Source organism: Kribbella italica, from assembly GCF_014205135.1.
GTDB lineage: Bacteria > Actinomycetota > Actinomycetes > Propionibacteriales > Kribbellaceae > Kribbella > Kribbella italica.
In genome coordinates, this window is the sequence record NZ_JACHMY010000001.1 from 2,641,686 (window position 1) to 2,668,541 (window position 26,856).

General features: G+C 68.1%; 24 protein-coding genes. 6 read left to right on the plus strand and 18 right to left on the minus strand.

The genetic code is table 11. The features are described 5' to 3' along the window. Positions 1 to 83 precede the first annotated feature (83 nt). The 8 genes from HDA39_RS12310 to HDA39_RS12345 all read right to left on the minus strand — a co-directional run bounded on the left by HDA39_RS12310 (position 84) and on the right by HDA39_RS12345 (position 8,610). Complete coding sequence (locus HDA39_RS12310; RefSeq protein WP_238356033.1) at positions 84 to 980, minus strand: carbohydrate ABC transporter permease; 897 nt, start codon at positions 978 to 980, stop codon at positions 84 to 86. Beyond that, positions 977 to 1,900, minus strand: a complete 924-nt coding sequence (locus HDA39_RS12315; protein ID WP_184795355.1) for a carbohydrate ABC transporter permease — start codon at positions 1,898 to 1,900, stop codon at positions 977 to 979. Before HDA39_RS12315 ends, HDA39_RS12310 begins: the two co-directional genes overlap by 4 nt. Beyond that, a complete protein-coding gene (locus tag HDA39_RS12320; RefSeq protein ID WP_184795356.1) occupies positions 1,900 to 3,270 on the minus strand; it encodes an ABC transporter substrate-binding protein in 1,371 nt (456 codons plus the stop codon). Before HDA39_RS12320 ends, HDA39_RS12315 begins: the two co-directional genes overlap by 1 nt. A gap of 92 nt (positions 3,271 to 3,362) precedes the next feature. Continuing rightward, on the minus strand, positions 3,363 to 3,569 hold the full coding sequence (locus HDA39_RS12325) for a hypothetical protein (RefSeq protein WP_184795357.1): 207 nt from the start codon (positions 3,567 to 3,569) through the stop codon (positions 3,363 to 3,365). A 46-nt stretch (positions 3,570 to 3,615) separates the two neighbouring features. Continuing rightward, the gene (locus HDA39_RS12330) at positions 3,616 to 4,572 is read right to left on the minus strand and encodes a DUF5996 family protein (protein ID WP_184795358.1); all 957 of its coding nucleotides are present in this window, start codon (positions 4,570 to 4,572) and stop codon (positions 3,616 to 3,618) included. Positions 4,573 to 4,595: 23 nt separating this feature from the next. Then, positions 4,596 to 5,333 carry a flavodoxin family protein gene (locus HDA39_RS12335; RefSeq protein WP_184795359.1) on the minus strand — a complete coding sequence of 246 codons (738 nt, stop codon included), beginning with the start codon at positions 5,331 to 5,333 and terminating at the stop codon, positions 4,596 to 4,598. Positions 5,334 to 5,341: 8 nt separating this feature from the next. Continuing rightward, a complete protein-coding gene (locus tag HDA39_RS12340) occupies positions 5,342 to 5,656 on the minus strand; it encodes a GNAT family N-acetyltransferase (protein ID WP_184795360.1) in 315 nt (104 codons plus the stop codon). A gap of 215 nt (positions 5,657 to 5,871) precedes the next feature. Then, a complete protein-coding gene (locus HDA39_RS12345) occupies positions 5,872 to 8,610 on the minus strand; it encodes an AAA family ATPase (RefSeq protein WP_202892972.1) in 2,739 nt (912 codons plus the stop codon). Positions 8,611 to 8,802: 192 nt separating this feature from the next. Here HDA39_RS12345 and HDA39_RS12350 point away from each other — a divergent pair, with 192 nt between their 5' ends. The 6 genes from HDA39_RS12350 to HDA39_RS12375 all read left to right on the plus strand — a co-directional run bounded on the left by HDA39_RS12350 (position 8,803) and on the right by HDA39_RS12375 (position 14,317). Beyond that, entirely contained in the window at positions 8,803 to 9,681 is an 879-nt protein-coding gene (locus tag HDA39_RS12350; protein ID WP_184795361.1) for an ABC transporter ATP-binding protein, read from the plus strand. A gap of 38 nt (positions 9,682 to 9,719) precedes the next feature. Further along, positions 9,720 to 10,439: an ABC transporter permease gene (locus tag HDA39_RS12355; RefSeq protein WP_184795362.1), complete on the plus strand. Its 720-nt coding sequence runs from the start codon at positions 9,720 to 9,722 to the stop codon at positions 10,437 to 10,439. A 65-nt stretch (positions 10,440 to 10,504) separates the two neighbouring features. Continuing rightward, entirely contained in the window at positions 10,505 to 11,344 is an 840-nt protein-coding gene (locus HDA39_RS12360) for an alpha/beta fold hydrolase (protein ID WP_184795363.1), read from the plus strand. Between the two features lie 4 nt (positions 11,345 to 11,348). Beyond that, entirely contained in the window at positions 11,349 to 11,753 is a 405-nt protein-coding gene (locus HDA39_RS12365) for a DUF4260 family protein (RefSeq protein ID WP_184795364.1), read from the plus strand. Positions 11,754 to 12,090: 337 nt separating this feature from the next. Beyond that, the gene (locus tag HDA39_RS12370; RefSeq protein WP_184795365.1) at positions 12,091 to 13,659 is read left to right on the plus strand and encodes an MFS transporter; all 1,569 of its coding nucleotides are present in this window, start codon (positions 12,091 to 12,093) and stop codon (positions 13,657 to 13,659) included. A 76-nt stretch (positions 13,660 to 13,735) separates the two neighbouring features. Next, positions 13,736 to 14,317 (plus strand): TetR/AcrR family transcriptional regulator, encoded by a 582-nt coding sequence (locus tag HDA39_RS12375; protein WP_184795366.1) that lies wholly within the window; start codon positions 13,736 to 13,738, stop codon positions 14,315 to 14,317. Positions 14,318 to 14,328: 11 nt separating this feature from the next. On the opposite strand, the gene HDA39_RS12380 is transcribed toward HDA39_RS12375, so the two are convergent. Genes HDA39_RS12380 through HDA39_RS12425 form a run of 10 tightly spaced genes read right to left on the minus strand, consistent with a single transcriptional unit; the run spans position 14,329 to position 26,799 of the window. Next, entirely contained in the window at positions 14,329 to 15,282 is a 954-nt protein-coding gene (locus HDA39_RS12380; protein WP_184795367.1) for a glycoside hydrolase family 26 protein, read from the minus strand. A 3-nt stretch (positions 15,283 to 15,285) separates the two neighbouring features. Continuing rightward, positions 15,286 to 16,635 (minus strand): glycosyl hydrolase family 28 protein, encoded by a 1,350-nt coding sequence (locus HDA39_RS12385; RefSeq protein ID WP_184795368.1) that lies wholly within the window; start codon positions 16,633 to 16,635, stop codon positions 15,286 to 15,288. Between the two features lie 35 nt (positions 16,636 to 16,670). Continuing rightward, positions 16,671 to 19,175 (minus strand): glycoside hydrolase family 2 protein, encoded by a 2,505-nt coding sequence (locus tag HDA39_RS12390; protein ID WP_184795369.1) that lies wholly within the window; start codon positions 19,173 to 19,175, stop codon positions 16,671 to 16,673. A gap of 28 nt (positions 19,176 to 19,203) precedes the next feature. Then, positions 19,204 to 20,496, minus strand: a complete 1,293-nt coding sequence (locus HDA39_RS12395; RefSeq protein ID WP_184795370.1) for a glycoside hydrolase 5 family protein — start codon at positions 20,494 to 20,496, stop codon at positions 19,204 to 19,206. 44 nt (positions 20,497 to 20,540) lie between these two features. Then, positions 20,541 to 21,416 carry a substrate-binding domain-containing protein gene (locus tag HDA39_RS12400; RefSeq protein WP_184795371.1) on the minus strand — a complete coding sequence of 292 codons (876 nt, stop codon included), beginning with the start codon at positions 21,414 to 21,416 and terminating at the stop codon, positions 20,541 to 20,543. Then, positions 21,413 to 22,252 carry an ABC transporter ATP-binding protein gene (locus HDA39_RS12405; protein ID WP_184795372.1) on the minus strand — a complete coding sequence of 280 codons (840 nt, stop codon included), beginning with the start codon at positions 22,250 to 22,252 and terminating at the stop codon, positions 21,413 to 21,415. The genes HDA39_RS12400 and HDA39_RS12405 overlap by 4 nt, the downstream gene beginning before the upstream one ends. After that, the gene (locus HDA39_RS12410; protein WP_184795373.1) at positions 22,249 to 23,127 is read right to left on the minus strand and encodes an ATP-binding cassette domain-containing protein; all 879 of its coding nucleotides are present in this window, start codon (positions 23,125 to 23,127) and stop codon (positions 22,249 to 22,251) included. Before HDA39_RS12410 ends, HDA39_RS12405 begins: the two co-directional genes overlap by 4 nt. Then, positions 23,124 to 24,098 (minus strand): ABC transporter permease, encoded by a 975-nt coding sequence (locus tag HDA39_RS12415; RefSeq protein WP_238356035.1) that lies wholly within the window; start codon positions 24,096 to 24,098, stop codon positions 23,124 to 23,126. The genes HDA39_RS12410 and HDA39_RS12415 overlap by 4 nt, the downstream gene beginning before the upstream one ends. A 10-nt stretch (positions 24,099 to 24,108) precedes the next feature. Then, positions 24,109 to 25,098: an ABC transporter permease subunit gene (locus HDA39_RS12420; RefSeq protein WP_184795374.1), complete on the minus strand. Its 990-nt coding sequence runs from the start codon at positions 25,096 to 25,098 to the stop codon at positions 24,109 to 24,111. 3 nt (positions 25,099 to 25,101) lie between these two features. Then, positions 25,102 to 26,799 carry an ABC transporter substrate-binding protein gene (locus HDA39_RS12425; protein ID WP_184795375.1) on the minus strand — a complete coding sequence of 566 codons (1,698 nt, stop codon included), beginning with the start codon at positions 26,797 to 26,799 and terminating at the stop codon, positions 25,102 to 25,104. Positions 26,800 to 26,856: the final 57 nt, after the last annotated feature.

Genomic DNA, 26,856 nt, shown 5'->3' on the forward strand with positions numbered 1-26,856 from the left:
GGATCCCGCTCGGCCACAGTGCTCCTCGTCGTCGTCCTCGGGCCGTCGCCCCCACAGTCTCGGCCCCCAACCGGCTCCCGCGCTCAGGCCTTGACGCTTCCCGCGGCGAGCCCCGAGCGCCAGAAGCGCTGCAGGCACAAGAAGGCGATGACCAGCGGCAGCACGGACAACAACGAGGCCGTCACGATGATCGCCTTCAGTTCCGGGACCAGTGTCAGCTGGGTGTTGAGCGTGTAGAGACCAAGAGTGACAGGGTACTTGTCGTTCGAGGACAGCATGACCAACGGCAGCAGGAAGTTGTTCCAGACGGCAACGAACTGGAACAAGAAGATCGTCACCAGCGCGGGTGCCATCAGCCGCAGTGCCATCGTGAAGAAGAGCCGCGACTCCGAGGCGCCGTCCACCCGGCCGGCTTCCAGCAGCTCGCCCGGTACGGACGCGGCGGCGTAGATCCGCGCCAGGTAGACGCCGAACGGGCTGATCATCGACGGCAGCAGAACCGACCAGACGGAGTTGGTCAGTCCGCCTTCGGCCAGCAACAGGAACAACGGCACGGCGAGCGCTGTGTAGGGAACCAGTACGCCGCCGAGGATCACCGAGAAGGTCAGCTCGCGCCCGCGGAACTCGTACTTCGCCAGCGCGTAGCCGGCCATGGCCGCCAGCAGCGTTCCCACCGTCGCGCCGCCGAGCGAGTACAGCGCGCTGTTGCCCAGCCAGCGGAAGAACACGCCGTCCTGGAACTCGGCGACCGCGCGCAGGTTGTCGACGAGGTGGAAGTCCGCGAACCACAGCCCGAAGGTCGAGGTGAGATCACCGGTCGACTTGGTCGCGGCGACGACCAGCCAGAAGATCGGGAGCAGGAAGTACAGCGTCGCCGCCCCGAGCACGGCCATCGACAGCGGTGACACCGCCGACCGTCGCACCGGTGGCGTCGCTTCCGCCGTACGCCGGACGTCCGGTTCGAGCTTCGTCGCCGTCATCCCTCGACCCGCTTCCTGGTCAGCCGGAAGAACACGACCGAGAGCACCACCGTGGCCACGGTGATGATCACGCTCATCGCGGCGCCGAGTCCGTAGTTCTGGGCCGAGATCTGTGCGTAGGCCGCGATCGTCGGCGTGTACGAGCTGCTGATGGCCGTCGACACCGTCGCCATCACCTGCGGCTCGGTGAACAGCTGCAGCGTGCCGATGATCGAGAACACCGCGGTCAGGACGACCGCGGGCGCGATGATCGGCACCTTGATCCGCCAGGCGATCTGCAGATCGCTCGCGCCGTCGATCCGCGCCGCCTCGTACAGGTCCGCCGGAATCGCCTGCAGGGCCGAGTACATGATCAGCATGTTGTAGCCCGCGTAGGTCCAGGTGACCAGGTTCGCGATCGACCACAGGATGACGTCGGCCGACAACAGGTCGGGATCGGCCCCGAGCGGGCGCGTGAGCTGGTTGAACGGTGACAGACTCGGGGCGTAGAGGAAGCCCCACATGATCGCCGCGATCGCGCCCGGTACGGCGTACGGAACGAAGAAGGCCAGCCGGAAGAACCGGGTGAACCGGATCCGGGCCGAGTCCAGCAGCAGCGCCAGGACCAGCGCGATCAGCAGCATCACCGGTACCTGGACGAACCCGAACAGGGCGATCCGGCCGATCCCGCGGACGAAGTCGCCGTCCCCGAGCGCCGACCGGTAGTTGGCCAGGCCGACGAAGACCTCCTGGATCGGGCCGAACGTCGAGCTGCGACGGACGCCGTACAGGCTCTTGTAGATCACGTAGCCGATCGGGACCAGGTAGAACACGGCGAAGCCGACCAGGAACGGGGTGAGGAACCCCCAAGCGGCCCGCGTGCTCGGCGCGGATCCCCGCCGCCGGGCGGCGGCGGGGATCGGAGCAGTCGTCGTGGTCATCACTTCTGAACCGGGATCGCCTGCTGCTCGAGGTCCTTGACGCTGTCCTGGGTCGCCTTGGTCAGGGCCTCCTCGAGCGTGCCCTTGCCGCCCAGGGCCGCGCCGAACCCGTCCCTCAGGTGCGCGTAGGTCTGCTCCATCGTCGGGCCCCAGGTGAAGTTCGGGTCGACCTGCTCCGAGGCCGCCTTGAACTCGTCGAACACCTTCTGCTCACCGAAGAACGGCACCGGCTTGGACAGCCCCGGCAGCGACGCCTGCCCCTCCTTGGTGGCCGGATACAGGCCGCCTTCGGTGTTCGTGATCGCCAGCGCCTCGGGATCGGTGTTGAGCCACAGCGCGAACTTCGCGGCCTCCGCCGGATACTTCGACCCGGCCAGGACGGCCGTCGTCGAGCCGCCCCAGTTCCCGGCCTTCTGCTCACCCGCGGTCCACTGCGGCATCGGGGCCACCGCCCACTGGCCGACGGTCTTCGGGCCCGCGTCGCGCAGCGTCCCGATCCCCCACACCGCGGAGATCCACGTGGCGACCTTGCCGGTGTTCACGGCGTTGTTCCACGCCTCGGAGAAGCCTTGCAGGTTGGCCACCTGGCCCTTGCTGATCAGGTTCTGCCAGTACGCCGCCACCTTGCGCGAGTTCTCGTCGGCGAGGTCGACCTTCCACCCGCCTTCGGAGTTCGAGAACCACCGCCCGCCGGCCTGCCAGACGAGACCGGCGAACCAGTTGACGTCCTTCTGCGGGAAGTGGGTGATCGTCACCGAAGGGTCGGCCGCGTGCAGCTTGGCCGCGGCCGCGGCGTACTCGTCCCAGGTCTTCGGGACGGCGATGCCGGCCTTGGCGAACAGGTCCTTGCGGTAGTACATCGCCATCGGCCCGGTGTCCTGCGGGATCGCGAAGACGCCCTCACCGTCGAACGTGGCCTGCTTCCAGGTCCAGTCCACGAACTTCGGCCCGGCGTCGGCGACACCGGCGCACTTCGAGATGTCACGCAGTCCCTGCTGGACCCGGAAGTTCGGCAGGGAGTCGAACTCGACCTGGCCGAGGTCCGGAGCCTGACCGGCCTTGAGCGCGTTGAACATCTTCGGGTAGGTCCCGTTGTTGCCCTGGGGCGTCTCCTCCACCGCGACCTGGATGTCGGGGTTCTTCTGGTTCCAGACCTTGGCCGCCTCCACGATGCCCGGCGCCCAGGTCCAGTACGTGAGCTTGACCGGTCCGCCCGTCGGCCGGCAGTCGGCCGCCTGGGACGCGCCGCCGGACGGCTCGTCGTCGCCACCACCGCATCCGGCCGCGGCCAGCAGCACCGACGCGGCGAGGAGAGCGGTCAATCGACGCCACGACGGCGTGGAACGTCTGCGGGCAGGGAGCACAGTCATCGCGGTTCCTCAGCTTTCGTCGACTCTTCCAACCGGCCTGCCGGAGCGATGACAGGCTGTCCCAACGGTTCCGTGAACGATCACGTGAACCATCACGACAGATGGTTGGCCGAAGTCTCCGCGCTGTCAAGACGATGCCGCCGCAACGTTTCGATCTCGAGACCTGCCAGCAGCAGCAGCGTCTCTGCCGGCAGACGCGCCGACCACCGCACCGCGAAGTTCCGGTCGACGTGCGCATCGGTGGTCTGCTTCAGCGTCGCGAACTCACCGATCCCCGCGTTCGCCACGAGGACGTCCACACCCTGTCCACGGATCCGGCGTCACGTCGGCTCGTGCGACCTGTGGTCAACGAGCCGCACCGACGCGATGTTGCGGCCACCGGCGTGGGTCGTCTTCCAGGCTGTGCCGATCCCAGCCACCGAGGTCAGCGGCCGCGCGGTAGGTGGTGTGCAGGAACTCCGCCACGTCCTGGTCGGGGTTCTCGGCCTCGGCCACCGCCTCGTACGGCAGCAGGAACTGGCCGTTCTCGACGCTGTAGTACGCCGCGTCCGGACCGATCGGGTACTCGGCGAAGCCGTCGGGCTCCGGGTAGGCGTAGGCGTAGAAGGCGCCTTCCTGACCCCCTCCTGGCCAGAACCCGGCACTGCTCAGCTCGCGGGAGTACCCCTCGACCATCACCCAGTCCCCACAGTTGGGCGCACCGCCGGGGTGCGCTGGGGCCGCGCGCCCGGAGAAGCGGGTGCAGGCCAGGTCCATCGCGCCCCAGAAGAAGTGAACGGGACTGACCTTTCCGACGAAGTGAGAGCGGAACTCTCCCATCACCCGGTCGGCGTGCACCAGTTGGCGCCAGAAGAGCTGAGCCGCCTCGGGGTCGTAGGTGGCGTGCTGGTGGTCCTCGGCGAACGGGATCGCCGGCTCGACCTCATTGGGCCTGCCGTCGATCGTCGCCTCGATGCCCAGCTCCTCCAGCGCCCTCATCGTCTCGCCGTAGAAGTCGGCCACGGGCCGCGACGACAAGGGGATGAGGCGCTCGCCTCCGTCGCTGGTGCGAGCCCTGAGACGATGCTCGACGAAGTCGAACTCGAGGTCGAAGAGCCCCCCGCGGTGAGGGACAGAGCCGGTGGTCAGCCCCCGAGGTCCGACGTAGAGGGTGACCTGCCACCAGTGGTTGAGCAGGGGCGCTTGCGAGAGTCGGATCTTGCCGACGATCTGGGTCCACATGTGCAGGGTGTCGCGGGTCTCGGTCCAGTCGTCCACCCGCAGCCGCGGCCAAGTGTGTTGTGAACTGATGTGCGCCGTCACGTGTTCTCCTTCTCGGCAGGGATCTACCGGTACTCGGGGTTGACCTGGTCAGGAGCGCAGCCGGCGTCCCACTCGCTGCGCCTGTTGCCGTACGCCGGTACGCCGCCGGCGGCGCGCAGCATCGCCGCGAGGTGCATCAGGTTGTACGTCATGAACGTGGTGTTGCGGTTGGTGAAGTCGTTCTCGGGACCGCCCGACCCGGGATCGAGGTAGGACGGTCCGGGCCCGGCCGGCCCGATCCAGCCCGCGTCGGCCTGCGGCGGGATGGTGAAGCCGAGGTGCTGCAGGCTGTAGAGCAGGTTCATGGCGCAGTGCTTGACGCCGTCCTCGTTGCCAGTGATGACACAGCCGGCCACGCGGCCGTAGTAGGCGTACTGACCCGCGTCGTTGAGGGAGCCGGAGCAGCCGTAGAGCCGTTCGACGACTCGCTTCATCACCGAGCTGTTGTCTCCCAGCCAGATCGGCCCCGCCAGGACCAGGATGTCCGCGGCCAGGACCTTCTCGAGGATCGCGGGCCAGTCGTCGACCTCGGCGCCGTGCTGGGTCATGTCCGGCCACACCCCGGTGGCGATCTCGCGGTCGACCGCCCGGATCACCTCGACCCCGACCCCGTGCTCCTCCATGATGCGAGTGCTGACCCGCATCAGCCCGTCGGTGTTGCTGGGTTCCGGCGAGCGCTTCAGCGTCGCATTGACGAAGACGGCCGTCAGGCCGTCGAAGCGGGGCGGTCTGGCCGCGCCGTCCACTGTTGCCTTCGGCATGCCTGCTCCTAGTCGCTGACTTTGGACGGGGGTGCGTTGAAGAGCAGGTCCCGGTAGTCGGGGTGGTTGCGCAGCCAACCGATGATGAAGGGGCAGAGCACCAGCGCCTTCAGCCGACGCTCGCGGATGTCGTCAAGAGCCCCGCGGGCAAGGGCGCCACCGATCCCTCGCCCCGCGCGGGTCGCGTCGACCTCGGTGTGGGTCAGCACGACCAACTCGCTGGTCTCCTGGTACTCGACGTACCCAGCGAGTGTCGCCTTGCCGACAACAGCCTCGTAGCGCTGTCGGTCCGGGTTGTTGGTCACGGTGACGTCGGTCGGCATGAAGAGCCCTTCTGAGTAGGTGCGTACGGCGTCGCCGGTCCTCGAGCGGACCACGGGACGTGCGAACCTCGGGCCGGGTCGACAGAAACCACGTCCTGCTGCACGTTGCGACGCCTCGATGCTGCTACGTCAGGCAGCGCCTTCGCGTCGGTGAACATCACTTAGTGCCGACGAATCAGGGCGGCGTAGGTGTCGGTGCTGCGCGCCGAGGACCTTCAGGCGAGTTGTAGATCCTTCAGCTGACGACGCGACGTGATCCCGAGCTTGCGGAAGATGCTGCGCAAGTGAGCTTCGATCGTGCGGGGACTGAGGAACAGCTGCGCGCCCACTTCCCGTGTCGTCGCACCGGTGGCCACGAGACGAGCAATCTGCAGCTCGTGGGGGGTGAGGGCGTCGGTGGGTTGCGCGGAGCGCTTGCGGGGGTGTTCGCCAGTGGCGCGCAGCTCACGGGCTGCGCGGGCAGCGAACGCGTCCGCGCCCATGGCGGACAGCAGTACGTGGGCGGTGCGGAGCTGCTCGCGAGCGTCCTGACGGCGGCCCTCGCGGCGCAGCCACTCGCCGTACACGAGGTGCGCACGAGCAGTCTCGCTGTTCATCCGGGACTGGCCGAGCTGCTCGATCGCCTCGCGGTAGTTCTTCTCGGCGACCGCCCCCGCGGTGGTCAGCGCGCGGGATCGAGCGGTGAGACCGAGCGCCCAAGGAGTGTTGCAGGCGAGCGCCCGCGCGCTGAACTGCTCGAGGGCGCTCGCCGCGACGTCGGGGTGGTCGGTACGCACCGCCGCCTCGATGAACTCCGGCAGGCCGACGCTGGCAAGGCCCAGCTCATCGCTGTCACAAGCCAGTGCCGCCGCCGCCTGTGCCTGGGCATAGTTGCCGAGCCCGTTGTGCAGCACCGCCATCGAGTAGTGGGCCACCGCGACCTCTCCACCGCCGCTGGGATTGGCGAAGTCCTGGAGCGTGATGTCGTTCAGGTGGGCGGCGACGGCCTGGTCGCCGCGCCAGGCAGCGAGCATGACGGCGCCATGTCTGAGATGAACCGCGCCGATGGCCTCGCTGATCGACCTCGACTCCGCGGCCAACTCGCCGGCGCGAGCGAGCTCGCCGGTCAGGGTCAGGACAGAGGTCATGAAGCTCAGGGCCGCGGGCAGCGTCGCCAGCGCGCCGGTCTCGCGAGCCAGCCGGACGTGACGGCTCGCCAGGACGTGCACGAGTTCGTCATCGAGAAGCCCGACGGCGTTACGAGCCGCCAACCACAGCCACCGGTTGCTCTGGCCATCAGCCGACCGGCCGCTGTCCGGCTCGTCGCGGAACGCCCGGAGAGCAAGTCGGAGCGCTGGTGCTCCCGCCTCCTGGCCCACCGTGAATGTCTTCACCAGGCCGTCGAGGAGCAGGTCCGAAGGCAGCGGTGGCACGGCCGCCTTGGGAGCCGCCTGCGCAGCGCGGGCGACCGTAACGGCCTCCCCACCGGTGATGAGCGCAGCGTCGAAAGCGTCCAGGTAGGTCTCGCGGGCCAACGCAGGGTCGAGCGGGGCAAGCGTCTCGGCCGCATCGAGCAGCATCCGCGGCACCTGGCCGCCGCGCGAGAGATGGAAGCTGATCTGGGCGCGCAACAGTGCGGTGCGAGCATTCCGCAGGGCGTCCAGTGGTCCGGAGGCAGCGATCGTCAACAGCTCCAGGGCTGTCTCGGACGCACCCGCGGCGTGCTTGGCCTGCGCGGCCGTCAGTGCCCGGCTCGCACGGCGAGCAGGTTCAGGCGTCAGCTCGGCCGCCTGCTGCAGGAACGCGGCCGCGGCGGCCAGGCCACCGCGGGCACGCGCCCTTCCGGCCGAGCGTTCCAGCTCGGCGGCGACCTCCTCGTCGGCGCCCAGGACAGCCCGCGCGCGGTGCCAGGCGCGCCGGTCCGGATCGGAGTGTGGGTCGGTGGCGGCGGCCAGTGCGCCGTGAACGCGGCGACGGTCCGGTTCCGAGCAGTCCCGGTAGACGGCCGAGCGCACCAGCGGGTGCCGGAACCGCACCCGACTGCCGATCTCCAGCAACCCGGCCGCTTCGGCGGGCGCGGCGGCCTCAGGCTCGATCCCCAGCGTCGCGGCCGCGCGCCACAACACGGCTGCGTCGCCGGTCGGGTCGGCTGCCGCGAGCAGCAACAGCAATCGCGTCCCGGACGGCAGGTCCCTCGAGCGCAGCCGAAACATCTCCTCGACGCGGCGCGGCACACTCAGCTCATGGGGCGGCTCGAAGCCGCCGGCCAGTCGCGTCGGCGGCGCACTCCGGGGCAGCTCGAGCAGCGCAAGGGGGTTCCCGCGCGCCTCAGCGACGACCCGGTCGCGCACCTCGTCGTCGAGCGGAGTAGGAACTGCGGCGGCCAACAGCGCCCGCGCGTCGCTCTCGGTCAGCGCGGTCAGGTGAAGCTCGGGCAGGCCGACGAACGAACGGAGGTCACCGTCATCGGTGGGGTCGCGCACGCACAGCAACAGCGCCAGCTGCTCTGCCGCCACCCGACGGGCCACGAAGGCCAGCACTTGTGCGGACGCCTCGTCCAGCCAGTGGGCGTCGTCGACGATGCACAGCAGCGGCTCCGCCTCGGCAACCTCGGACAGCAGGTTCAGGACGGCCAACCCGATCAGGAAGCGGTCCGGGGCAACACCGGCCTGTTGCCCGAACGCAGTACGGAGGGCGATCTGCTGTGGCTCGGGCAACGCGTCGAGGCGTCCCAGGAGCGGCGTGCACAGCTGGTGGAGGGCTCCGAACGCGAACTGACTTTCGGGGAGAAGGCCGATCGCCCCTTCCACCCGGAACCCTGACCGGGCTGCCACCGAGCGAGCATGCTCGAGCAGCGCCGTCTTGCCTATGCCGGCCTCGCCAGAGATGGTCAGCGACCCACTCTGTCCAGCTCGTGCCTCCGCGAGCAGACGTTCGACTGCCTCGCGCTCGGCACGCCGGCCCACGAGTTCCACCAGGTGCTCCTTCTCGGTCCTGCCGAATTAGGTGACTGTCACTGATGCGAACGGCGGCCGTCAGCACTGGGCTCGCGGTTCGGAGGCAGCAACAGCGTACGACACCGGGTTTTCCACCGACGCGAGCTCGCCGCGACCTGGGCGAACCTGATGACACGGCAGCGCTCTCACGCAACGAAAGGGAATGACCAGATGCCCGACTCTCCCGTCATCGACGTCGCAGGCCTCTCCGTCACCTACGGTGACTTCGCCGCCGTCCGTGACCTGTCTTTCACGGTCCACCGCGGCGAGCTCTACGCCCTGCTCGGTACGAACGGAGCCGGCAAGACCTCCACCCTGGAAGTCATCGAAGGGCACCGCAAAGCCACCTCCGGCACGGTGCGGATCTTCGGCGCGAGCCCACAGGATCGACAGGCCGTTCGGCCGCGGATGGGCATCATGTTGCAGGAGAGCGGCTTCTCCCCGGACCTGACGGTGGAGGAGTCGGTCGCCCTGATCGGCTCCCTGAGCGGGCGGGACGACACCGTTGACCGAGTGCTCGGCGTCGTCGGTCTCACCCGGAAGGCGAGCACCATCGTCGCCCAGCTCTCCGGCGGGGAGAAGCGTCGTCTGGACTTCGCCACTGCCGTGTACGGCGGGCCCGAGCTGGTGATCCTCGACGAGCCCACCACAGGGCTGGACATCCAGTCCCGCGACGCACTCTGGGCTGCTGTGGACAGGCTGCGCGAGGCGGGGTCCACGGTCGTGCTCACCACCCACTACCTGGAAGAGGCCCAGGAGCGGGCCGACCGCATCGGCCTCATGCACGAGGGCAGGCTCCACCGCGAAGGCACTGTCGCGGAGCTCACGCGGACCCTTCCGTCGGTCATCACCTTCGGTTTGCCCCCCGGTGCCCCCGAGCCGCCGACCGTGGGGGCGCTCAACGGGGCCTTCCACATCGAGACCTTCCAGCTCCAGGACGATCTTCACCGCCTCCTGGCGTGGGCCCACGACCGCGGCGTGGAGCTGGAGAAGCTGCAGGCCGGACCGACCCGTCTCGACGACGTCTTCCGCGCCCTCGACGCCGCATGAACCACGGCCCGGCACCGCACACGAAAGGAACCTCGACCATGTTGGCCATCGCTCGCAGCGAGATGATCCAGATCTTCCGGAATCGGCTCGTCCTGGTCACCGGCCTCGTCATCCCGGTCGCCGTCAGCGGCTACTTCGTCTACCAGCACGACGTGTTCTCGGACCTGGGCAGCCTCGGCTACATCGCAGCGATCGTGATGTTCACCGTGCTGTCCTTCGGGCTCTACACCACCGCGGTGACCACCCTCGCGTCGCGCCGGCAGAACCTCTTCCTCAAGCGTCTACGTTCCACCGCGGCGGGCGACGCCGGCATCCTCACCGGGCTGGTTGCTCCGGCCACCGTCATCGCGCTCGTCCAAGTGGTCGTGATCCTGATCGTGCTGGGAGCGGTGACCACCGAGCCGGCTCAGGTCCCGCTCCTCGCAGTGGCGATCGTGGCGACCACGGCCATGATGGTCGCCCTGGCACTGGCCACGGCCGGACTGACGAACTCTCCCGAGCACGCGCAGGTGACCACCCTGCCGGTGAGCTTGCTGGTCATCGCCGTGGCCAGCTGGGTGGGCATCACCGGTACGGAGGACTTCGCCCTGCTCAAAAGACTGCTCCCTGGTGGATCTGCTACCCAGATGGTCATCAACGCCTGGAACGGCGGCGTTCCCTTGCTCGACTCACTTCCCCTGCTGGCCACCACGGTGGGATGGGTTGCCGTCGCCGTCACTCTGGCTGTTCGCCTGTTCCGCTGGGAACCACGCCGATGAGCCCGGGCCGCGCCGGCATGACTCACCTCAACCACTGACCGCACACCAACGAAAGGAACCCCATCATGGGATACATCACCGTCGGACACGAGAACAGCACCGCGATCGAGCTCTACTACGAGGACCAGGGCGCAGGACAGCCGATCGTCCTCATCCACGGATATCCACTGAACGGCCACAGCTGGGAACGCCAGACGCACGAACTGCTGGCCGAGGGGTATCGGGTCATCACGTACGACCGTCGCGGGTTCGGAAACTCGTCGAAGGTCGGGTCCGGCTACGACTACGACACGTTCGCCGCCGACCTGCAGACCCTCCTGGAGACCCTCGACCTCCGCGACGTCGTCCTCATCGGCTTCTCGATGGGCACGGGCGAGCTCGCTCGCTACGTCTCGCGACACGGCCACGAGCGTGTCGCGAAACTGGCGTTCCTTGCCTCGCTGGAGCCCTTCCTCCCGGTCCGTGACGACAACCCCGACGGAGTGCCGCAGGAGGTCTTCGACGGCATCGAGGCAGCGGCGAAGGAGGACCGGTACGCGTGGTACTCGCAGTTCTTCGCCAACTTCTACAACCTGGACGAGAACCTCGGTCAGCGGATCAGCCAGGAAGCCGTCACCGCCAGCTGGAACGTCGCCGTCTCCAGCGCCCCGGTCGCCGCCTACGCCGTGGTGTCCTCGTGGATCGAGGACTTCCGCGCCGACGTGGAGGCGGTCCGCGACAGCAGGAAGCCGGTGCTGATCCTGCACGGCACCGCCGACAACATCCTCCCTATCGACGCCACCGCCCGCCGGTTCCGCCAACTGCTGCCCGACGCGACCTACGTCGAGGTCGAGGGTGCACCGCACGGACTGCTCTGGACGCACGCCGCCGAAGTCAACACGGCGCTGCGCGCGTTCCTGGGCTGAGTCGATGACCGGCCAGGTTCGCCTCACCCAGCGTGCCGAGGCGGGAGCGGTGGCCGTCGCCGCCCTCGTCGCGGCCGTCGCCGTGTATCCGGCGTGGTGGTGGGTTGTGTTCGCCGCGTTTCTCGCCTTCGACCTCTCGATGCTGGGCTACCTACGGTCGACCGCCGCCGGTGCCGCGACGTACAACGCGGTCCACAACTACGCGTTCCCCGCGTTGGCGGCGGTGGCCGCGCTGACTCTGCAGCCGGCGTCCGAGACCTTGTCGACGACAGCCGGAGTACTTGCCTGTTCGTGGGCTTTCCACGTCGGCGTCGATCGCGCCCTCGGGTACGGCCTGAAGCTACCGGACTCGTTCAGGAACACACACCTCGGACAGATCGGCCGCGGAGGCAGCGTTGAGCACGATTGACGGGGGGCCCAGAACAGCCGGGCCACGAAGTGCCGGGCCACGTCGGCGCCACCGACGATGGGCCCGGGCCCTCAGCGTCGACCCCGCCTCGACACCACCGGTCCACACCGCACGCCAGGCGTGGTCCCAGATGGGGGACCGGGCGCGGCAGGTGCCCCTCCTCGTCATCCAAGGTGAGGACGACGAGGTCGTCCCACCCCTCGTCGCCTAGGCGCCGTAGCATCCGAAGCCGACCAACTGTTCCTCACTGCAGACCTTTCATACTTTATAACCGACCAAATGGTCTTTACTATGGCGCCATGACCACCGACCCGCTGACCTTCGACGAGGACTTTTCATGAACGACACCGCTCCCAAGGCCACCGCCGCGAGCTGGATCGGTCTCGCCGTACTGGTCCTTCCCCTGCTTCTGATCACGATCGACGGCACGGTCCTGATCCTGGGTTTGCCGGCGATCTCCGGCGAGCTGAGTCCTACCGGTGTCGAGCAGTTGTGGATGGTCGACGTCTACTCACTCGTTCTGGCCGGGCTGCTGGTGGCGATGAGCGCCGTGGGTGACCGGTTCGGTCGCCGGCGTAACCTGCTCATCGGCTCGGTCGTCTTCGCGATCGCCTCCGCGGCCGGCGCGCTGGCCACCGAGCCCTGGATGCTGATCGGCGCTCGCGCGCTCCTCGGCGTGGGTGGTGCGATCATGATGCCGTCGACGTTGTCGCTGGTGCGCAACATGTTCCTCGATCGCCAGCAGCGTCGCTACGCGATGGCCGTGTGGGGCGCGATGGCTTCGGTAGGAGCCGCGGTCGGACCCATCGTCGGCGGCTGGGTCATCGAGACGTTCAGCTGGCAGGCCGCGTTCCTGATGAACATCCCGGTCATGCTGCTCCTGCTCCTGCTCGGCCCGTTCCTGCTGCCCGAGAGCCGGAATCCCGAGCTGCACCGGATCGACCTCCTCAGCGTCGTCCTCTCCCTGGTCGGCATGATCGGCGTGGTCTACGCGATCAAGTCCCTCACCGGCGGCAAGGACACCGCTCTGGGGATCGCTGCTCTCGTCGTCGGCGTGACCGCGGTCGCTGCATTCATCAGGCGGCAGCTGAGGCTCCCCACCCCGCTGATGGAGGTCAGGCTGTTCAAGGTGCGCTACTTCCGCGGAGCCGTCATCGCGGATCTGCTGTCGATCTTCGCGATGGTCGGCGCGCTGGTGGCGCTCGTCCAGCATCTCCAGCTCGTCCTCGGTCTCGGCCCGCTCCAGGCCTCCCTGTGGCTGTTGCCCCAGGCAATCGTTGCCGCGACCGCCGGATTCGTCGCGGCGAGCCTGGTCCGGCGCATCCTCCCCGCGTACGTCATCACCGCCGGGCTCCTGATCGCCGCCACCGGCTTCCTGCTGACCATCTTCCTGACGCCGACCTCGAGCCCCGCGCTGACCGCCACCTCCCTCGCGCTGGTCTCGCTGGGCGCGGGCATGGGCCTGGGGCTGAGCAACGACATCATCATGAGTTCCGTCAAGCCCGAGCGGGCCGGGCAGGCCGCCGCGACTTCGGAGACCGCGTACGAGCTCGGTACGACGCTCGGTACGGCGGTGCTGGGTGGGGTGCTGGTCGCCTGGTACACCAAGGGCGTCAGCGCCGACACCGATGCGCTTCAGCTCCCGGCGGCCCTGGCCGAGCGGGCGTCGTCGACGATGGCCGAAGCTCTGCTGGTGGCCGGCGAGGTCGGCGGCAGCACGGGAGCGTCCATCCTCAGGATCGCCGAGGGCGCGTTCACCGAAGCGATCACCGTCACCGGCATCGCCGGTGCCGGGATCATGGTCCTCGCCGCGCTCTGGGCCCTCGTCACCCTCCGGGGCGCCGCCGCCAACCAAGATCTCGCGGCGGACCACGCGCAAGAACCCGAGCACGAACCCCGGCACTGACCACGAGCCGTGCCGCTCGCCGGTACGGTGACAGCGACCAATTGACCGGCAATCTCGACGTCCGACGGGTGATGTTATGGCTGAGGGGCGACAAACGCGGAACACCGAACGCACGCGGCGCGCGGCGCTCGATGCAGCCACCCAGGTGATCCTGGAAAGAGGCGCCGCGGTCACCCTGGCTCAGGTGGCCTCGGTCGCCGGCATCTCCAAGAGCGGTCTGATCCACCACTTCGGCAATCGGGATCAACTGGTGATCGCCGTGGTGGAGGACGCGTACGAACGCTTCCGCGAGTCGGTGCTCAGCCATCTCGACCTGTCGGAGAACTACCCCGGCAAGATGCTGCGTGCCTACGTTCGCGCACTCTGCGCAGGAAGTGCCGACGCCTTGGACGCGCGCGACGTCACGTCAGCGCCGAACTGGAGCGGTCTGTACACGATCCCGGCGGTGGCCACCGTCGTGGAGAAGCACAATGTGTGGTGGAGCGAGCAGTTCGCCTTGGACGGACTCAGCACCGAGCGCATCCAGATCGTGCGCCGAGCCGCCGAGGGGGTCGCCGCCGCGGTCCTGTACGGCGAGGAGGACGAAGCGAGCATCCTGGCTGCTCGCCGCCTGCTGCTCGAGCTCGCCACTGACGGCACGTTTCGCACGCCCCTCTGACCCTCGCACCATCACATCGCAGACCGTGGTTCGGTCCGGGTCCGAGCGCCGGCGTACAGCTCGCGGACAGCTTCAGGAGTGTTGGCGTTGGTCAGGAAGTTCGTCCAGGTCATGAACCAGACCCACTGCGGCTGCGCTTCGAGGAGCTCGGGAGTCGGCATCACACCGACCTCGCCCAGCGCGACCGGCCGTCCGTCGGCGACGGTGAGCAGCTCCTCGTAGTGGTCCTGGCCGTAGCCGTTGTTGTAGACATCGGTGGCCAGGACGTCGACCACGTCGTGGCCGGGATAGAAGTCGGCGTACGGCTGCACGTTGTCGCTGTTCGGTGGACTGGCGTTCCAGACCCAGACCAGGTTGGTCAGCTGGTGGACCTGGGTGAACCTCTCGAACATCATCCGGTACAGCCGTGCGTGCCCACCCGGACCCGGTCGGCCGCACCACCAGAACCAGTCGCCGTTGAGCTCGTGGTACGGCCGCCAGAGCACCGGGACACCGGCATCACGGAGCTCCGCCAGCAGAGCGGCGATGACGTCGACCTGCCGGATCCATCGACCGTGTACCTCGGAGGACTCGACGAACAACGCGTCCCAGTCCGTTTGCTCCAGAGCACCGCGGCAGATGTCGCCCTTGAAGGTGACCGGCTCCTCGGAGGTCGGCCGGACCGCGTGCCACATCAGCGTGATCACTCGGCCCGCAGCATGCTGCCGGATCGCCTCCCGGACGATCTGCGGGCGGAACTCGATCCCGTCCATGTCGCCGTCTTCGGAGAACCCGAAGTCCTGGCCCCAGACCGCGGCGGTCCGTCCCGTGATCTCGGTGACCTGCTCGCTGTACGCCGACAGCTCCCGTGGCGTGTTGTGCTGACCGGTCAAGGTCCTCCGCCCGGAGATCTCGTACAGGTACGTCAGCAACTCCTGGGCCGCCGGACTCGCTCCAGGCGTGACCGGTGTGCGTGGGGTCGTCATGCTTCAGCTCCTCACCATTGCCGGGATCTCCCCAGGACGGGCCGAGTCACCGCGGAACCCCTCGACCACGACGCCGGCGTTCACGGTCTCGACAGCCGGCCCGTGCCACGGCTGTGACTCTCCTGCCCACACCACCTCGCAGTTGCGAAGGGTCACGTCGTCGGCGTTCTTCACGTAGAAGCCGGCCGTCGGGTGGTCGACGATCTCGCCGGCGCCGGAGTACGGCCGGCGGTCGTAGCGTCCCCCCGCCAGCTCACCGCGGTGCTCCAGCTCGATCCGGACGTTGTCCAGCAGAATTCCCTCGATCAGTCCGCGCTCGAACCCTTCGACGTACGCGCCGTTCTCGCTGCGGGCGAGGATGTTGACGAAACGCACGTTGCGCACCGTCCCGACCTCGTCGTGCCACGGCATCGCGGACACGTAGATCGGTTCACCCCGGCCCCACCAGGCGTCGTCGTCGATCCGGGTCTCGACCACGATGCCGGTGAACAGGATGTTCTCGAACTGCGTCTTCTGGCCCAGATTGACCGACAGTCCGCGATGGCTGTCGCGGATCACACAGTTGCTGACGACAACGTTGCGGATCGGCTGCACGACGTCGACCCCAATGACCAGCGCGCTGGACCGGGACTCCAGCACACAGTTGGTCACCGTGATGTCCTCGCAGGGCCCGGCGTCGGGAAACTCCTCACAGGTCTTCAGCGAGATCGCGTCGTCCGGACACCGGATGTCGCAGTCACTGACCCGGACCCGCCGGCAGTGGTCGAGGTCGATGCCGTCGGCGTTCGGCAGCAGCATGTCGTTGCGGATCCGGATCCCGCGGATCAGCACGCTCTCGCAGCCGGTGAGCCGTACGGTCCACAACGCGGCGTCGCGGAACAGCGTGTCGGTGATGGTCACGTCCGTACAGCCGATCAGGAAGACCGTGAACGGCCGGGCGTTGGGCATCCGGTAGATCGGGCCGAGGTTCTCCAGCACGTAGTGGCGACCGCCGCCGTCGATCGTGCCGGCACCGGTGATGGCGACGTTCTCGGCTCCGTGCGCGGTGATGAACTGGCCGCTTTCCACAGTCTCTGGAGTGATGACGCCGCCGGACAGCGCGCTGACGGTCGATCGTTCGGTGATGTCGGTCCAGTCGCCGCTGCACTGCAGCGTGGCGCCGCGTTCGACGTGCAGCTCGACGTTGGATCTGAGCACGATCGAACCGGCCAGATACACCGCACCAGCGGGTACGACGACCGTACCGCCCCCGCGCGTCGTGCACTCGTCGATGGCGGCCTGGATGGCTTTCGCGTCGTTGCTGACGCCGTCACCGACCGCGCCGTGGTCGCGGATGTCGAAAAAGGTGGGCACGAGTCCTCCGGGAATCCGTGGCGTGAGTGACAGCCTCAGCGGTTCAGCTGGGCCTGGATCAAGTGGTTCGCGGTGAGCAGGGCGAACGGGTCCCATCGGTCGCGCGGCGGCAGCCGCACCGCGTCCGGCAGGGTGAGGACGAAGGAGTGCCGCTCGCCCGGCAGCAGAGTGATCAAGTTGTCGTCGACGCGAGCGCCGGGATGCAGGCGGTCCGCGTTGACGACCAGGTCTTTCACGAAGGTGCCGGCCGTCACCTCGAGCACGACGCCGGCCGGCGTCGGACGGACCGCGACCTCGAGTACCGGCTCGCGCAGGTCGAGTCCTGGGTCCTCGCCGAAGTACCACAGGGCCCGGCGGACGCCGTCGGCCGAAGCCAGCAACAGTGCCGACTCCGGGCGCTCGACTTTGGTCAGAAGGTTGTCCAGGAGAACCGTCCTGCTGCCGAACGCCGGCACCACCACGTCGACGTACTGGTCCTCCTGCGTGGTTCCGTCGAATCCTGCCCGCCACAACCGCAGCCGAGCCGCCCACTCCTCGGCGGTGTCGTTGGACACGATCAGGCTCAGCCCGTCCGGTCGCGGCTGGAAGGACAGCAGGCGCTCGGCGTTCAGCGCCCGCAGCGCGTACCACAGCGGTTTGCGCCTTCCAGCGCTGTCCACCGCGGACCAGCTCGTCACCGGCCAGCAGTCGTTGAGCTGCCAGATCACGTATCCGCTGGTTCGCGGAGCATGGGACCGGAAGTGCTCAACGCCGTACGTGATCGCTCGCGCCTGGTTCAACTGGGTGGCGAAGTGCCAGTGCTCCATGAGGTCCGGAACGGGTAGATGGTCGCCCAGACCTCGCAGCAGCTTGCCGTTGCCGTCGTCGGCCTTCTGATGCGAGACCACGCCCGGAGAATCCGGTCGCAGGGGCTGATCATGCACGGCCTCGGTCAGCGTCGCCCAGTTGGGCGGCCCCTGGAAGCCGAACTCCGCGACGAACCGCGGGGTGTCGTCGCGGTAGGCGCGGTAGTCCTGGCGATTCCACACCTCCCAGCTGTGCACCGGACCGTGATCCGGATTGCGTGGATCGTCCGGTCTGCCCGGACTCCACGGGCTGGAGGGCAGGTAGGCCCGGCCGGGGTCGAGCTCGGCGAGAAGGCCTGGCAGCAGCTTCTCGTAGTACCCGAGCCCCCAGTCCGTGTCCGGACCGAGTCGCTCACGCCAGCCCCAGTGGTAGAAGCCTTCGATGTTCTCGTTGCTGCCGTTCCACACCACGAGCGACGGATTCGGAGCCAGCCGTACGACGTTCTCGCGGGCCTCCGCCTCGACCTCCGACCACAGCTCCGGCGCCTCGGCGTACGCCGCGCACGCGAACGGGAAGTCCTGCCAGACCAGCAGTCCTTCCCGGTTGCACAGGTCGTAGAAGTCGTCGTCCTCGTAGATCCCGCCGCCCCAGACCCGGAGCAGGTTGAACCCGGCGTCGATCGCGTCCTGGATCCTCGCCTGGTACTGCGGCCGGCCGAACCGGGGCAGGAAACAGTCGCCCGGGATCCAGTTCGCACCCTTGACGAAGATCCGGCGCCCGTTGACCACGAACTCCCAGCAGGTCCCGAACTCGTCCGGCTCGACGCGGACCTCGACGGTCCGGAAGCCGATCGAACGGGACCAGGAATCGAGTCGCTCGCCGTCCCGCAGCAGATCGACCTCCAGCTGGTACAACGGCTGCGCGCCGTGGCCTCGCGGCCACCACAACTCCACGTCCGGCACGTCGAGCCGTACTTCGGCGTCGGTCGTGGTGACGGTCAAGCTTGTCTCGGCGTGAGCACTGCCGAGCGAGGTCTGTCCGGTGCCGGGATCCTGCCCGACGACCCTGACCCTCAACTCGACCCGAGCGTGATCGGTGCGCTCGAGCTCGACCCGGCACCTGACGACGCCGTTGCCCTCGGCATCGACCGTGACCTGCGGCAGGACCTCGGCGATCCGGGCGCCGCTCCAGCGGTGCAACCACAACGGTCGCCAGATCCCGGCCGTCACCACGACCGGTCCCCAGTCCCAGCCGAAGTTGCAGGCCATCTTGCGGACGGCGTTGTACGGCAGCGCGTTTCCGACGTACGGGCGAGCGCCGAGCCGGGCCTCGGCTTCCCGTGCGCTGCGCAGTGCCGAGGCGAACTCGATCCCCACCTCGTTGGCACCAGGGTGCACGAGGCTCCGCAGGTCGATCCGGTACGACCGGTGCTGATTACGAAACGCTCCGGCCCGCCGGCCGTTGACCAGCACGGTGGCGAACGTGTCCAGGCCCTCGGCCACCAGGTCCAACCGCTCGTCGGGGCCCAGGGCATCGATCTGGACGGTCCGGCGGTAGGCGAAGTCCGACTCGCCGATCCACAGCAGATCGTGCTCGTTGCGGTCCAGGTAAGGGTCCGGGATCAAGCCGGCCGCCAGGAGGTCCGTGTGAACCGTTCCGGGCACGGTCGCCGGCACCGCGGACGGGAGCCCGGTCGGCAGCGGGCCGGCGATCGGATGCAGGGTCCATTCGGCGTGCAGTGACAGACGGGTCAAGGTGATCCTTCCAGGAGCTGAAGGTGGCTCAGGAACGGCTGACGGAGCGGGCGTGCCGGGAGATCAGCTCGGCAGTGTCGCTGGGATAGAGAACGCGGTAACCGTCGTAGTCGTCGTACGGGATGCCCGCATCGGTCAACGCGGTCAGGATCCAGAACTGTGTGCCGGCGCCGCCGGCACCTTCGAAATCGGTGAGCCATTGGTCGTAGCCGCGATTGCGGGTGGCCAGATCGGGAACTCCCTTGCTCTCCTCGATCTCCAGGCCGAACTCCTCCAGTACTACCGGCTTACGGAGCCGGTCGCGGCCGAGCCGTACGTGATCGGTGATCCATCGGCGGCCCCAGTCGATCGGATCCACACCGTCGGCGGGGATCCGGCCCCAGCTCTGCGGGTAGAGGTGGACGGTCGCGTAGTCGATCGCCGGCAGCGCCGACAGTTCGAGCCAGCGGTTCCCCTCGTAGGTGCTGTACGGATAGTCCGGGTCGTTCGGACGCAAGCCCATCCCTTCGTCGCCGACGGCAACCAGTTGCCGGGGCGCGAGTCGCTTGACCGCGCGACTCACGTCGGACGCCCAGCGCAGCACGCCGTGCCCGGTGGGATCCGACCGGTTCCGTGGCTCGTTCGCGAGCTCCCAGGTCATGATCGCCGGCTCGTCGCGATAGCGCCGTCCAGTGTAGGGGTTGCGGCGCTCGATCACGTGGCGCACCCAGCCGAGGAAGCACCGGCGGATGTCGTCATCGGTGTAGAAGCGGTCGTGGTTGACCGCGGCCCCGTAGCTGTCGTCCGGCAACGCGAGGAACCAGTCGACGTACTGACGCATACCGCCGTAGTCCGGCCAGTTGTTCACCAGGGGCAGCACGAGCCTCAGACCGAGCTGACCGGCTTTGTAGATCGTGTAGTCCAGTGCGTCGAAGGCGTCGTCGTCGTACTCGTACGGCGCCGGTTGCAGCGCTCCCTCGCCCTCTCCGTCGAAGAAGGCCCACGCCCGGACCACCTCCAGCGACATCGCCTTGGCGTTGTTGAGCATGCTGTCGATCATGTAGTGGGACTTGTTGTGCAGGTAGTAGCAGTTCGTACCGGTCCACCGCCAGCGGCGGCGGCTCAGCCAGAACTCACCTCCGCGGACCGTGACGAACTCCTGTCGCGGCCAAGGGGAGGCCGCGGAGTCGGCGGCAGCCGGCAGAGCGCCTGTCGCCGAGACGGCGGCGACACCCGCGGCCGTGCCGGCGCCGACCAGGAGTTGTCGCCGGCTGGGCGCGCGTTGCGGTCCCGACCGCCGGCCGCGATCTCCGCTGGCCCTATCTCTCGCATCGTCGGACATGACTTCTCCTCACAGGTCGGACAGCGGCGATTCCTTCGACAGCGTCAGCCGGCCGTGTCCAGGGCACGATCGGCTGCATCCTTCGGCATGGCCTCCGGACCGGCCGTCGACTCCCGCTCGACGATGACCGGCTGAGACGCCTGTAACGACAGCGCGCGGTGGTCCTGCGTGAGGGCCAGCAGTGCCTGGCCCAACTGCTCGCCCATCTCCTGGACGTCATGGCTGAGCGCGGACACCGTCGGGACCACCAACTGACAGGCCACCGAGTCGTCCCACGCAAGGATCGACAGATCGTCCGGCACGGCGACACCGGCTTGGGTTGCGGCCTCCAGCCCACCGAGCGCCATCAGATCGTTGTCGTAGACGATCGCGGTGGGCCTCGGCGTGAGCGCGAGCAGTTCCTCGGTCGCGTCGTACCCGCTCTGGGTCGAGTAGTCGCCTTCGGCAACAGTGATCCGCAGCTCGGTCCGGGCGGCTTCCTCCCGGCCGGCCTCGGTCCGGATCTGCGAGTGCACCAGGCTCGCCGGTCCGCTGACCCGGGCGACGACGCGGTGACCGCGTCGCGCGAAGAACGCCACCGAGTCACGCATCGCCTGCGCGTTGTCGCTGCGCAGAGCGGCGTACTCCCCCGTTTGCGTGACGTCCGCGAGCAGGACGAAGGGCAGGCCGAGCTCGGTCAGTTGGTGAATGCGGTCGTCGTCGTCGCGAATGTCCTTGAGTACGACGGCCTCGACCACTCCGGTCGTGTGCCAATGGTGGTACACCGCCAGTTCCTGCGCGGTGTCCTCGACGGTCTGAACGAGCAGCTCGGTCCCGGCCGGCACCAGAACGGCTTCCAGCCCGCTGAGGATCTCGTTGAAGAACGCCTCGAAGCGCGGCGCCCCGACCTGCCGGACGAAGACGAAACCCACAGTGCTCACTGTCGCTCCTTGCTGTTCGCGTACCGAGTCGCGGCCTCGACGAACCGCGGATGCCGGGCCGGATCCGGGGCGGCGGCGGCCAGCGATCGGGTGAACGCGGCCTGGGGCCGGAAGATCACGTCGTCCGGGAGCCCCGCCTCCACCACCTCGCCGTCGAACATCACCATGATCTCGTCGGAGAAGTGGCGTGCGGTCGCCAGGTCGTGCGTGATGTACAGCACCGCGAGCTGCTCCTCCCGCTGCAGCCGGGCGAGGAGCTCGAGGACGCCCAGCCGGACCGAGACGTCCAGCATCGACACCGGCTCGTCGGCGATCAGGATGCTCGGCGAGGGTGCGAGCGCGCGGGCGATCGCCACCCGCTGGCGCTGTCCGCCGGACAGTTCGTGCGGTCGCCGTTCGACGAAATCCGCGCCTGGTGTCAACTGCACCCGCTCCAGCAGTTCGATCACCTTCGCCCGGGTGTCTTCGGTACCGGAGGCTTTGCCGTGCAGCAGCAGCGGCCGGCGCAGGTGGTGACCGACGGAGTGGAACGGGTTCAGCGAGGCGAAGGGATCCTGGAACACCATCTGGACGGTACGCCGATAGGCCCGGGCCCCGGCCCGCCGGCGCGAGATCGGCTCCCCGTCCAGCAGAATCCGTCCCGAGGTCGGCTTCTCCAGCTGGGCCAGCATCCGGGCGACCGTCGATTTGCCGCTGCCGCTCTGGCCGACCAAGGCCACCGTGCGGCCCGGCAGGAGCTCGAAACTGACGTTCCGCACCGCGTGCACGGTCGTGCGCTGCAGGCCGTGGTGCAACCTGAAGTCCTTGCCGAGATCGACGGCGGACAGGGTCGTCATGACGGGCTCCTCTCGACAGCCGGCGCCGCCGGCCCTCCGGAACGGTCGAGCGATCCCGCTCCGCCGGTCAGGCTGGGAAACGACGCGAGCAGTTGCCGGCTGTACGGGTGCCGGGCCGCGAAGTACAGCTCCTCGGGGGTCGCCAGCTCGAGAATCTCACCGGCCCGCATCACCGCGATCCGGTCACTGATCTCCAGCAGCAACGGGAGGTCGTGGGTGATGAAGACGACCGCGAACCCCAGTTCCTCGCGAAGCCGCGTGATCTCGGCGATGATCTCGCGTTGCACGACCACGTCGAGCGCGGTCGTCGGCTCGTCCATGATCACCAGTTGCGGATCGAGCGCCAGCGCCATCGCGATCATCACCCGCTGCCGCATCCCGCCGGACAGCTCGTGGGCGTACCCGTCCAGCCGGTCCGCCGGAACCCCGACCAGCCTGAGGAGCTCGGTCGCACGAGCCCGCCGGCCTTGTTTGTTCAGTCCCGGGCGATGGGTGGTGAAGACGTCGTCGAGCTGCGCCCGGATCGAGATCACCGGGTTGAGCGAGTTCATGGCTCCCTGGAACACCATCGCGACCTTGCTCCAGCGGAACGACCGCAGCGGTTTGCCGGCCAGTGACAGCACGTCGATGGGTCCCTCGACCTCGTCGTGGAAGACGACACTGCCCGCCGTGATGACCGCCGGTGGACGAAGCAGTTGCGTCACGCCGTACGCGAGCGTCGACTTGCCACAGCCACTCTCCCCGGCCAGTCCGAGGATCTCGCCCCGCCGCAACTCGAGGTCGACCTCCTTGACGGCGTGCACGACCTCACGCCCCTCGTAGTCGACGACCAGTCCCTTGACCTCCAGCAGTACGCCGTCCGATGCGGTGGTCACGCGCCGGCCTCCGTTCGTTCCGTACGGCGTCCGCGCGGCGCCCGATGGACGCGCAGCTTGGGATTGATGATCTCGTCGAGACTGAAGTTGATCAGGGACAGTCCCGCCCCCAGCGCCGCGATCATCAGCCCCGGCGGCGCGAACCACCACCAGGCACCGAACAACAGGGCCTGCCCGTTGCCGGCGTTCGCCAGCATCGTGCCCCAGGTCAGCGAACCCGTCGCGCCGATGCCCACGAACGACAGCCCGGCCTCGGCGAGGATCGCGCCGACGATGCCGAACACGAAGCCCGACGACATCACCGGCAGCAGGTTGGGCAGGATCTCCACACCGATCACCCGCCACGGGCGTTCGCCGGCGACCCGGCTGGCCAGCACGTAGTCGCGGTTGCGCAGGGACAGGGTCTGCGCCCTGAGAACGCGGGCACCGGCGGCCCACCCGGTCAGCCCGAGCACCAGGATGATGAGCACGACGGACTTGTTCTGCACGTAGCTGGCAATCACGATCACCAGGGGCAGACCCGGGATGACCAGCATCACGTTCGACAGCAGTGAGCACACCTCGTCGACCACACCGCCGAGGTAGGCGCCGAGAATACCCACGACAGCGGACAGAACGAGCACCATCAACGCCACCGCGACACCGATCACCAGCGACCCACGGGTCGAGTAGGCGAGCTGGGCGAACACGTCCTGACCGATCTGCGTCGTACCGAGCAAGTGCTCCGCGCTCGGCGCGCTCAGCCCGACGTCGTCGATCGCGCGCGGATCCTGGACGAACAGCGGCGCGATCACCCCGAAGAGCACCGTGGCCACGACGATCGCGGAGCCGATCACGAACTTTGCCGTCAGCAACCTCCGCCAGGCGAATCCGTTGGTCGCCGTCGACGGACCCGGCGATCCCACCGCTGAGCCGTCCACGGCCCCGTCGGGCTGGCGGTCGGCCGCCGCCGTCATCGTTTCGGGAATCATCAGCGCCTCCTCACTCCGCCCGCGCGCGGGTCCGCGGATCGATGAACTGGTACAGCAGATCGACGATCAGGTTGGCGCCCAGCACCGCGATGGTGATCACCAGGAACAGCCCCTGCATCAGGGCGTAGTCGTTGTTCTGTACGGCGAGCAGGAACGCGTTGCCGATCCCCGGGTAGGAGAACACCTGCTCCATCACCACCGAGCCGGCCACGACGAACCCCAGCGAGATGGCGAAGCCGGCCAGCGAGGGCAGCGCCGCGTTCCGGGCGGCGTACGTGATCATGATCCGCAGCGGACTCAGGCCCTTGGCCTCGGCCGTGATGACGTAGTCCTCCGACAGCGTGGAGACCATCATGTTGCGCATGCCCAGGATCCACGCCCCGATCGAACTGATCACGATCGTCAGCGCGGGCAGGAACCCGTGGTACAGAGCGCTGCCGACGAAGGCCCAGGACAGCCCCGGGGTCGTACTGCGGACGTCGTACCCACCACCGAGCGGGAACACCCCGGCGGTGACGGACAGCAGATAGACCAGGACCAGCGCGAGCCAGAAGTACGGCAACGAGTTGAGCACCGTGGTCGACGGGATGAGCGAGTCGACCCAGGTGCCGCGGCGCCACCCCGCGATGGTGCCGAGCACCATCCCGACCGCGAAGGTGATGACCGTGGTCAGCCCGACCAGCGCCAGGGTCCAGGGCAGTGCCGACCCGATCACGGTCACCACCGGCGTCGGGAAGTAGGTGACCGAAACCCCGAGATCGCCGCTGCCCAGACTGTGCAGGTAGTCGACGTACTGCCGCCACAGCGACACCGACGAGTCGGCACCGAACAGCAGTTCCAGAGAGCGCCGGGTCTCCGGCGCGACGGGGCCCTGGATGGCCAGTTTGCCCAGCAGGATATCGACCGGATTACCTGGCAGCAGGCGGGGAATGGCGAAGTTGAGAGTGACCGCGACGAACAACGCGACCAGGTAGAAGACGAGCTTCCTGACGATCTGCACGGTTCACTTCACCGGCTGCAGCCGCAGGAGTGTCTGCGCTGCGCCGGCCCCACCAGGGCTGCCGTGGGCGTAGGCGTCCTGCTCGCTGGGCCAGCCGGTGTACTTGGCGGAGCTGTGCAAGCCGAAACTGGGGTTGTCGACGATGGGCACGTACGGCAGGTCCGGCACGACCTTCGCCTGGATCTTCGCGTACTGCGCGGCCTTCTCGGCGACGTCCTGCGTCCCGCCGGCGGCCTTGATCGCAGCATCGACCTCGGGGTCGGAGAACTTCGCCACGTTGCCGTACGGGTTGCCGGACTTACCGACCGGCGTGGCCTGCTTGGAGTTGAAGATCGTGTTGTACGGGTAGTAGAGATCGGCGACCGGTCCCTGGAAGACACCGTCGACGGTCACCTGGAACTTTCCCAGACCCCGCGCGCTGAGTACCTCGGCGTTGGCCTGCTGCTGCGGCTTGAACTCGATCCCGGCCTTCTGCACCTGCTGCTTCATGACATCGAGCGCCGCGATGTAGTCGGTGTAGCCCGCCGTCACCATGACGTCGATGCTCAGCCGCTGGCCGCCCTTGGCATAGATGCCGTCAGCCCCCAGACTCCAGCCGTCGGCCTCCAGCAGCGACTTCGCCTTGGCGGCATCCGGGGTCATCGGCAGGGGCGTGAACTGACTGGAGATCAGCTTGTCGTCGCGGCCGATCAGACCGAAGGTCGGCGAGACCTGCTTGCCGCGGCCGTAGTACGCGAGCTTGTTGACCTGCTCGCGATCGATGGCGGCCGAGATCGCCTGCCGCACGACCGGACTGGTCTGCGGCCCGGTGCACCCGAGCTTGGCGTTGGAGCAGGTGGTCAGGACGACCTGCTGGCTGCCGGAAGGGCTGTAAGTGATCTTCGGGAACGGCTTGAGCACCTTGTCGACGTCCGGAATGAAGATACCGGCCCAGTCGAGCTCGCCCTTGAGCATCTTGTCGGTGGCGGCCTGGTTGCCCGACAGCGAGTACATCCGCATCCCCGGGACCTTGACGTCACCGGCCTGCCGGAACGACTCGCTCTTGTCGAACAGGTACGACTGCGCGGTGAAGGTGCTCAGCTTCATCGGGCCGCTGCCGACCGGCTTGAGGTTCGGATCGGTGGCGATGTTCTTCATCGCGGAGAAGGTTGCCTTGGGCACGATCCAGGTTCCGCCGAGCACGGTCGGCCCCTCGGCGAAGGCGGGCTTGGTGAAGGTCAGCGTGACCTCGTTCTCCGCCGTCACCTTGGCCGTGGGCGCGTTGCCCGTGGTGTCGAGCTCCGGCGTGTCGTGGATGGTCGTGAAGGTGAAGGCGACGTCTTCGGCAGTCAGCGGCTTGCCGTCGCTCCAGGTCAGCCCGGACTTCAGCTTCACGGTCAGGACGGTGCCGTCCGGATTGAACGCGTAGCTCTCGCCGAGCACGGGGACCGCCGCGGTACCGAGCGGCGCGAAGTCGTTGAAGTAGAACAGCGACTCGTAGATCATCCCCTGCACCCCGCCGAGCACGGTCGGCGAGAACGGGTTGTAGTTCTCCACGAACTGGCCGCTGCCGCCGCCGTACACCTGAAGGACGTCGCCGGTGCCGGTCCCACCACCACCGCCTGAGTTGGTGGCCGGTGGGGCGGTGCAGCTCGCGACCGCGAGCGCCAGAAGAAGACTGCCGGCGCACACTCCGCGCGCCATCGCGTTGCGCAAGATCACGGTGGATCCCTCCTGTCGGGCGGCGGCACGACGGGCGCACCGTGCGCCGGACCCTAC

What these genes read in the sequence shown, in the direction of transcription:
- HDA39_RS12350 (WP_184795361.1), top strand. Translation starts at nt 8,803, where the DNA reads ATGCCCGACTCTCCCGTCATCGACGTCGCAGGCCTCTCCGTCACCTAC.
- HDA39_RS12315 (WP_184795355.1), bottom strand. Translation starts at nt 1,900, where the DNA reads ATGACCACGACGACTGCTCCGATCCCCGCCGCCGCCCGGCGGCGGGGA.
- HDA39_RS12415 (WP_238356035.1), bottom strand. Translation starts at nt 24,098, where the DNA reads ATGATTCCCGAAACGATGACGGCGGCGGCCGACCGCCAGCCCGACGGG.
- HDA39_RS12395 (WP_184795370.1), bottom strand. Translation starts at nt 20,496, where the DNA reads ATGTCCGACGATGCGAGAGATAGGGCCAGCGGAGATCGCGGCCGGCGG.
- HDA39_RS12405 (WP_184795372.1), bottom strand. Translation starts at nt 22,252, where the DNA reads ATGACGACCCTGTCCGCCGTCGATCTCGGCAAGGACTTCAGGTTGCAC.
- HDA39_RS12340 (WP_184795360.1), bottom strand. Translation starts at nt 5,656, where the DNA reads ATGCCGACCGACGTCACCGTGACCAACAACCCGGACCGACAGCGCTAC.
- HDA39_RS12355 (WP_184795362.1), top strand. Translation starts at nt 9,720, where the DNA reads ATGTTGGCCATCGCTCGCAGCGAGATGATCCAGATCTTCCGGAATCGG.
- HDA39_RS12360 (WP_184795363.1), top strand. Translation starts at nt 10,505, where the DNA reads ATGGGATACATCACCGTCGGACACGAGAACAGCACCGCGATCGAGCTC.
- HDA39_RS12310 (WP_238356033.1), bottom strand. Translation starts at nt 980, where the DNA reads ATGACGGCGACGAAGCTCGAACCGGACGTCCGGCGTACGGCGGAAGCG.
- HDA39_RS12380 (WP_184795367.1), bottom strand. Translation starts at nt 15,282, where the DNA reads ATGACGACCCCACGCACACCGGTCACGCCTGGAGCGAGTCCGGCGGCC.
- HDA39_RS12320 (WP_184795356.1), bottom strand. Translation starts at nt 3,270, where the DNA reads ATGACTGTGCTCCCTGCCCGCAGACGTTCCACGCCGTCGTGGCGTCGA.
- HDA39_RS12365 (WP_184795364.1), top strand. Translation starts at nt 11,349, where the DNA reads ATGACCGGCCAGGTTCGCCTCACCCAGCGTGCCGAGGCGGGAGCGGTG.
- HDA39_RS12375 (WP_184795366.1), top strand. Translation starts at nt 13,736, where the DNA reads ATGGCTGAGGGGCGACAAACGCGGAACACCGAACGCACGCGGCGCGCG.
- HDA39_RS12335 (WP_184795359.1), bottom strand. Translation starts at nt 5,333, where the DNA reads ATGCCGAAGGCAACAGTGGACGGCGCGGCCAGACCGCCCCGCTTCGAC.
- HDA39_RS12370 (WP_184795365.1), top strand. Translation starts at nt 12,091, where the DNA reads ATGAACGACACCGCTCCCAAGGCCACCGCCGCGAGCTGGATCGGTCTC.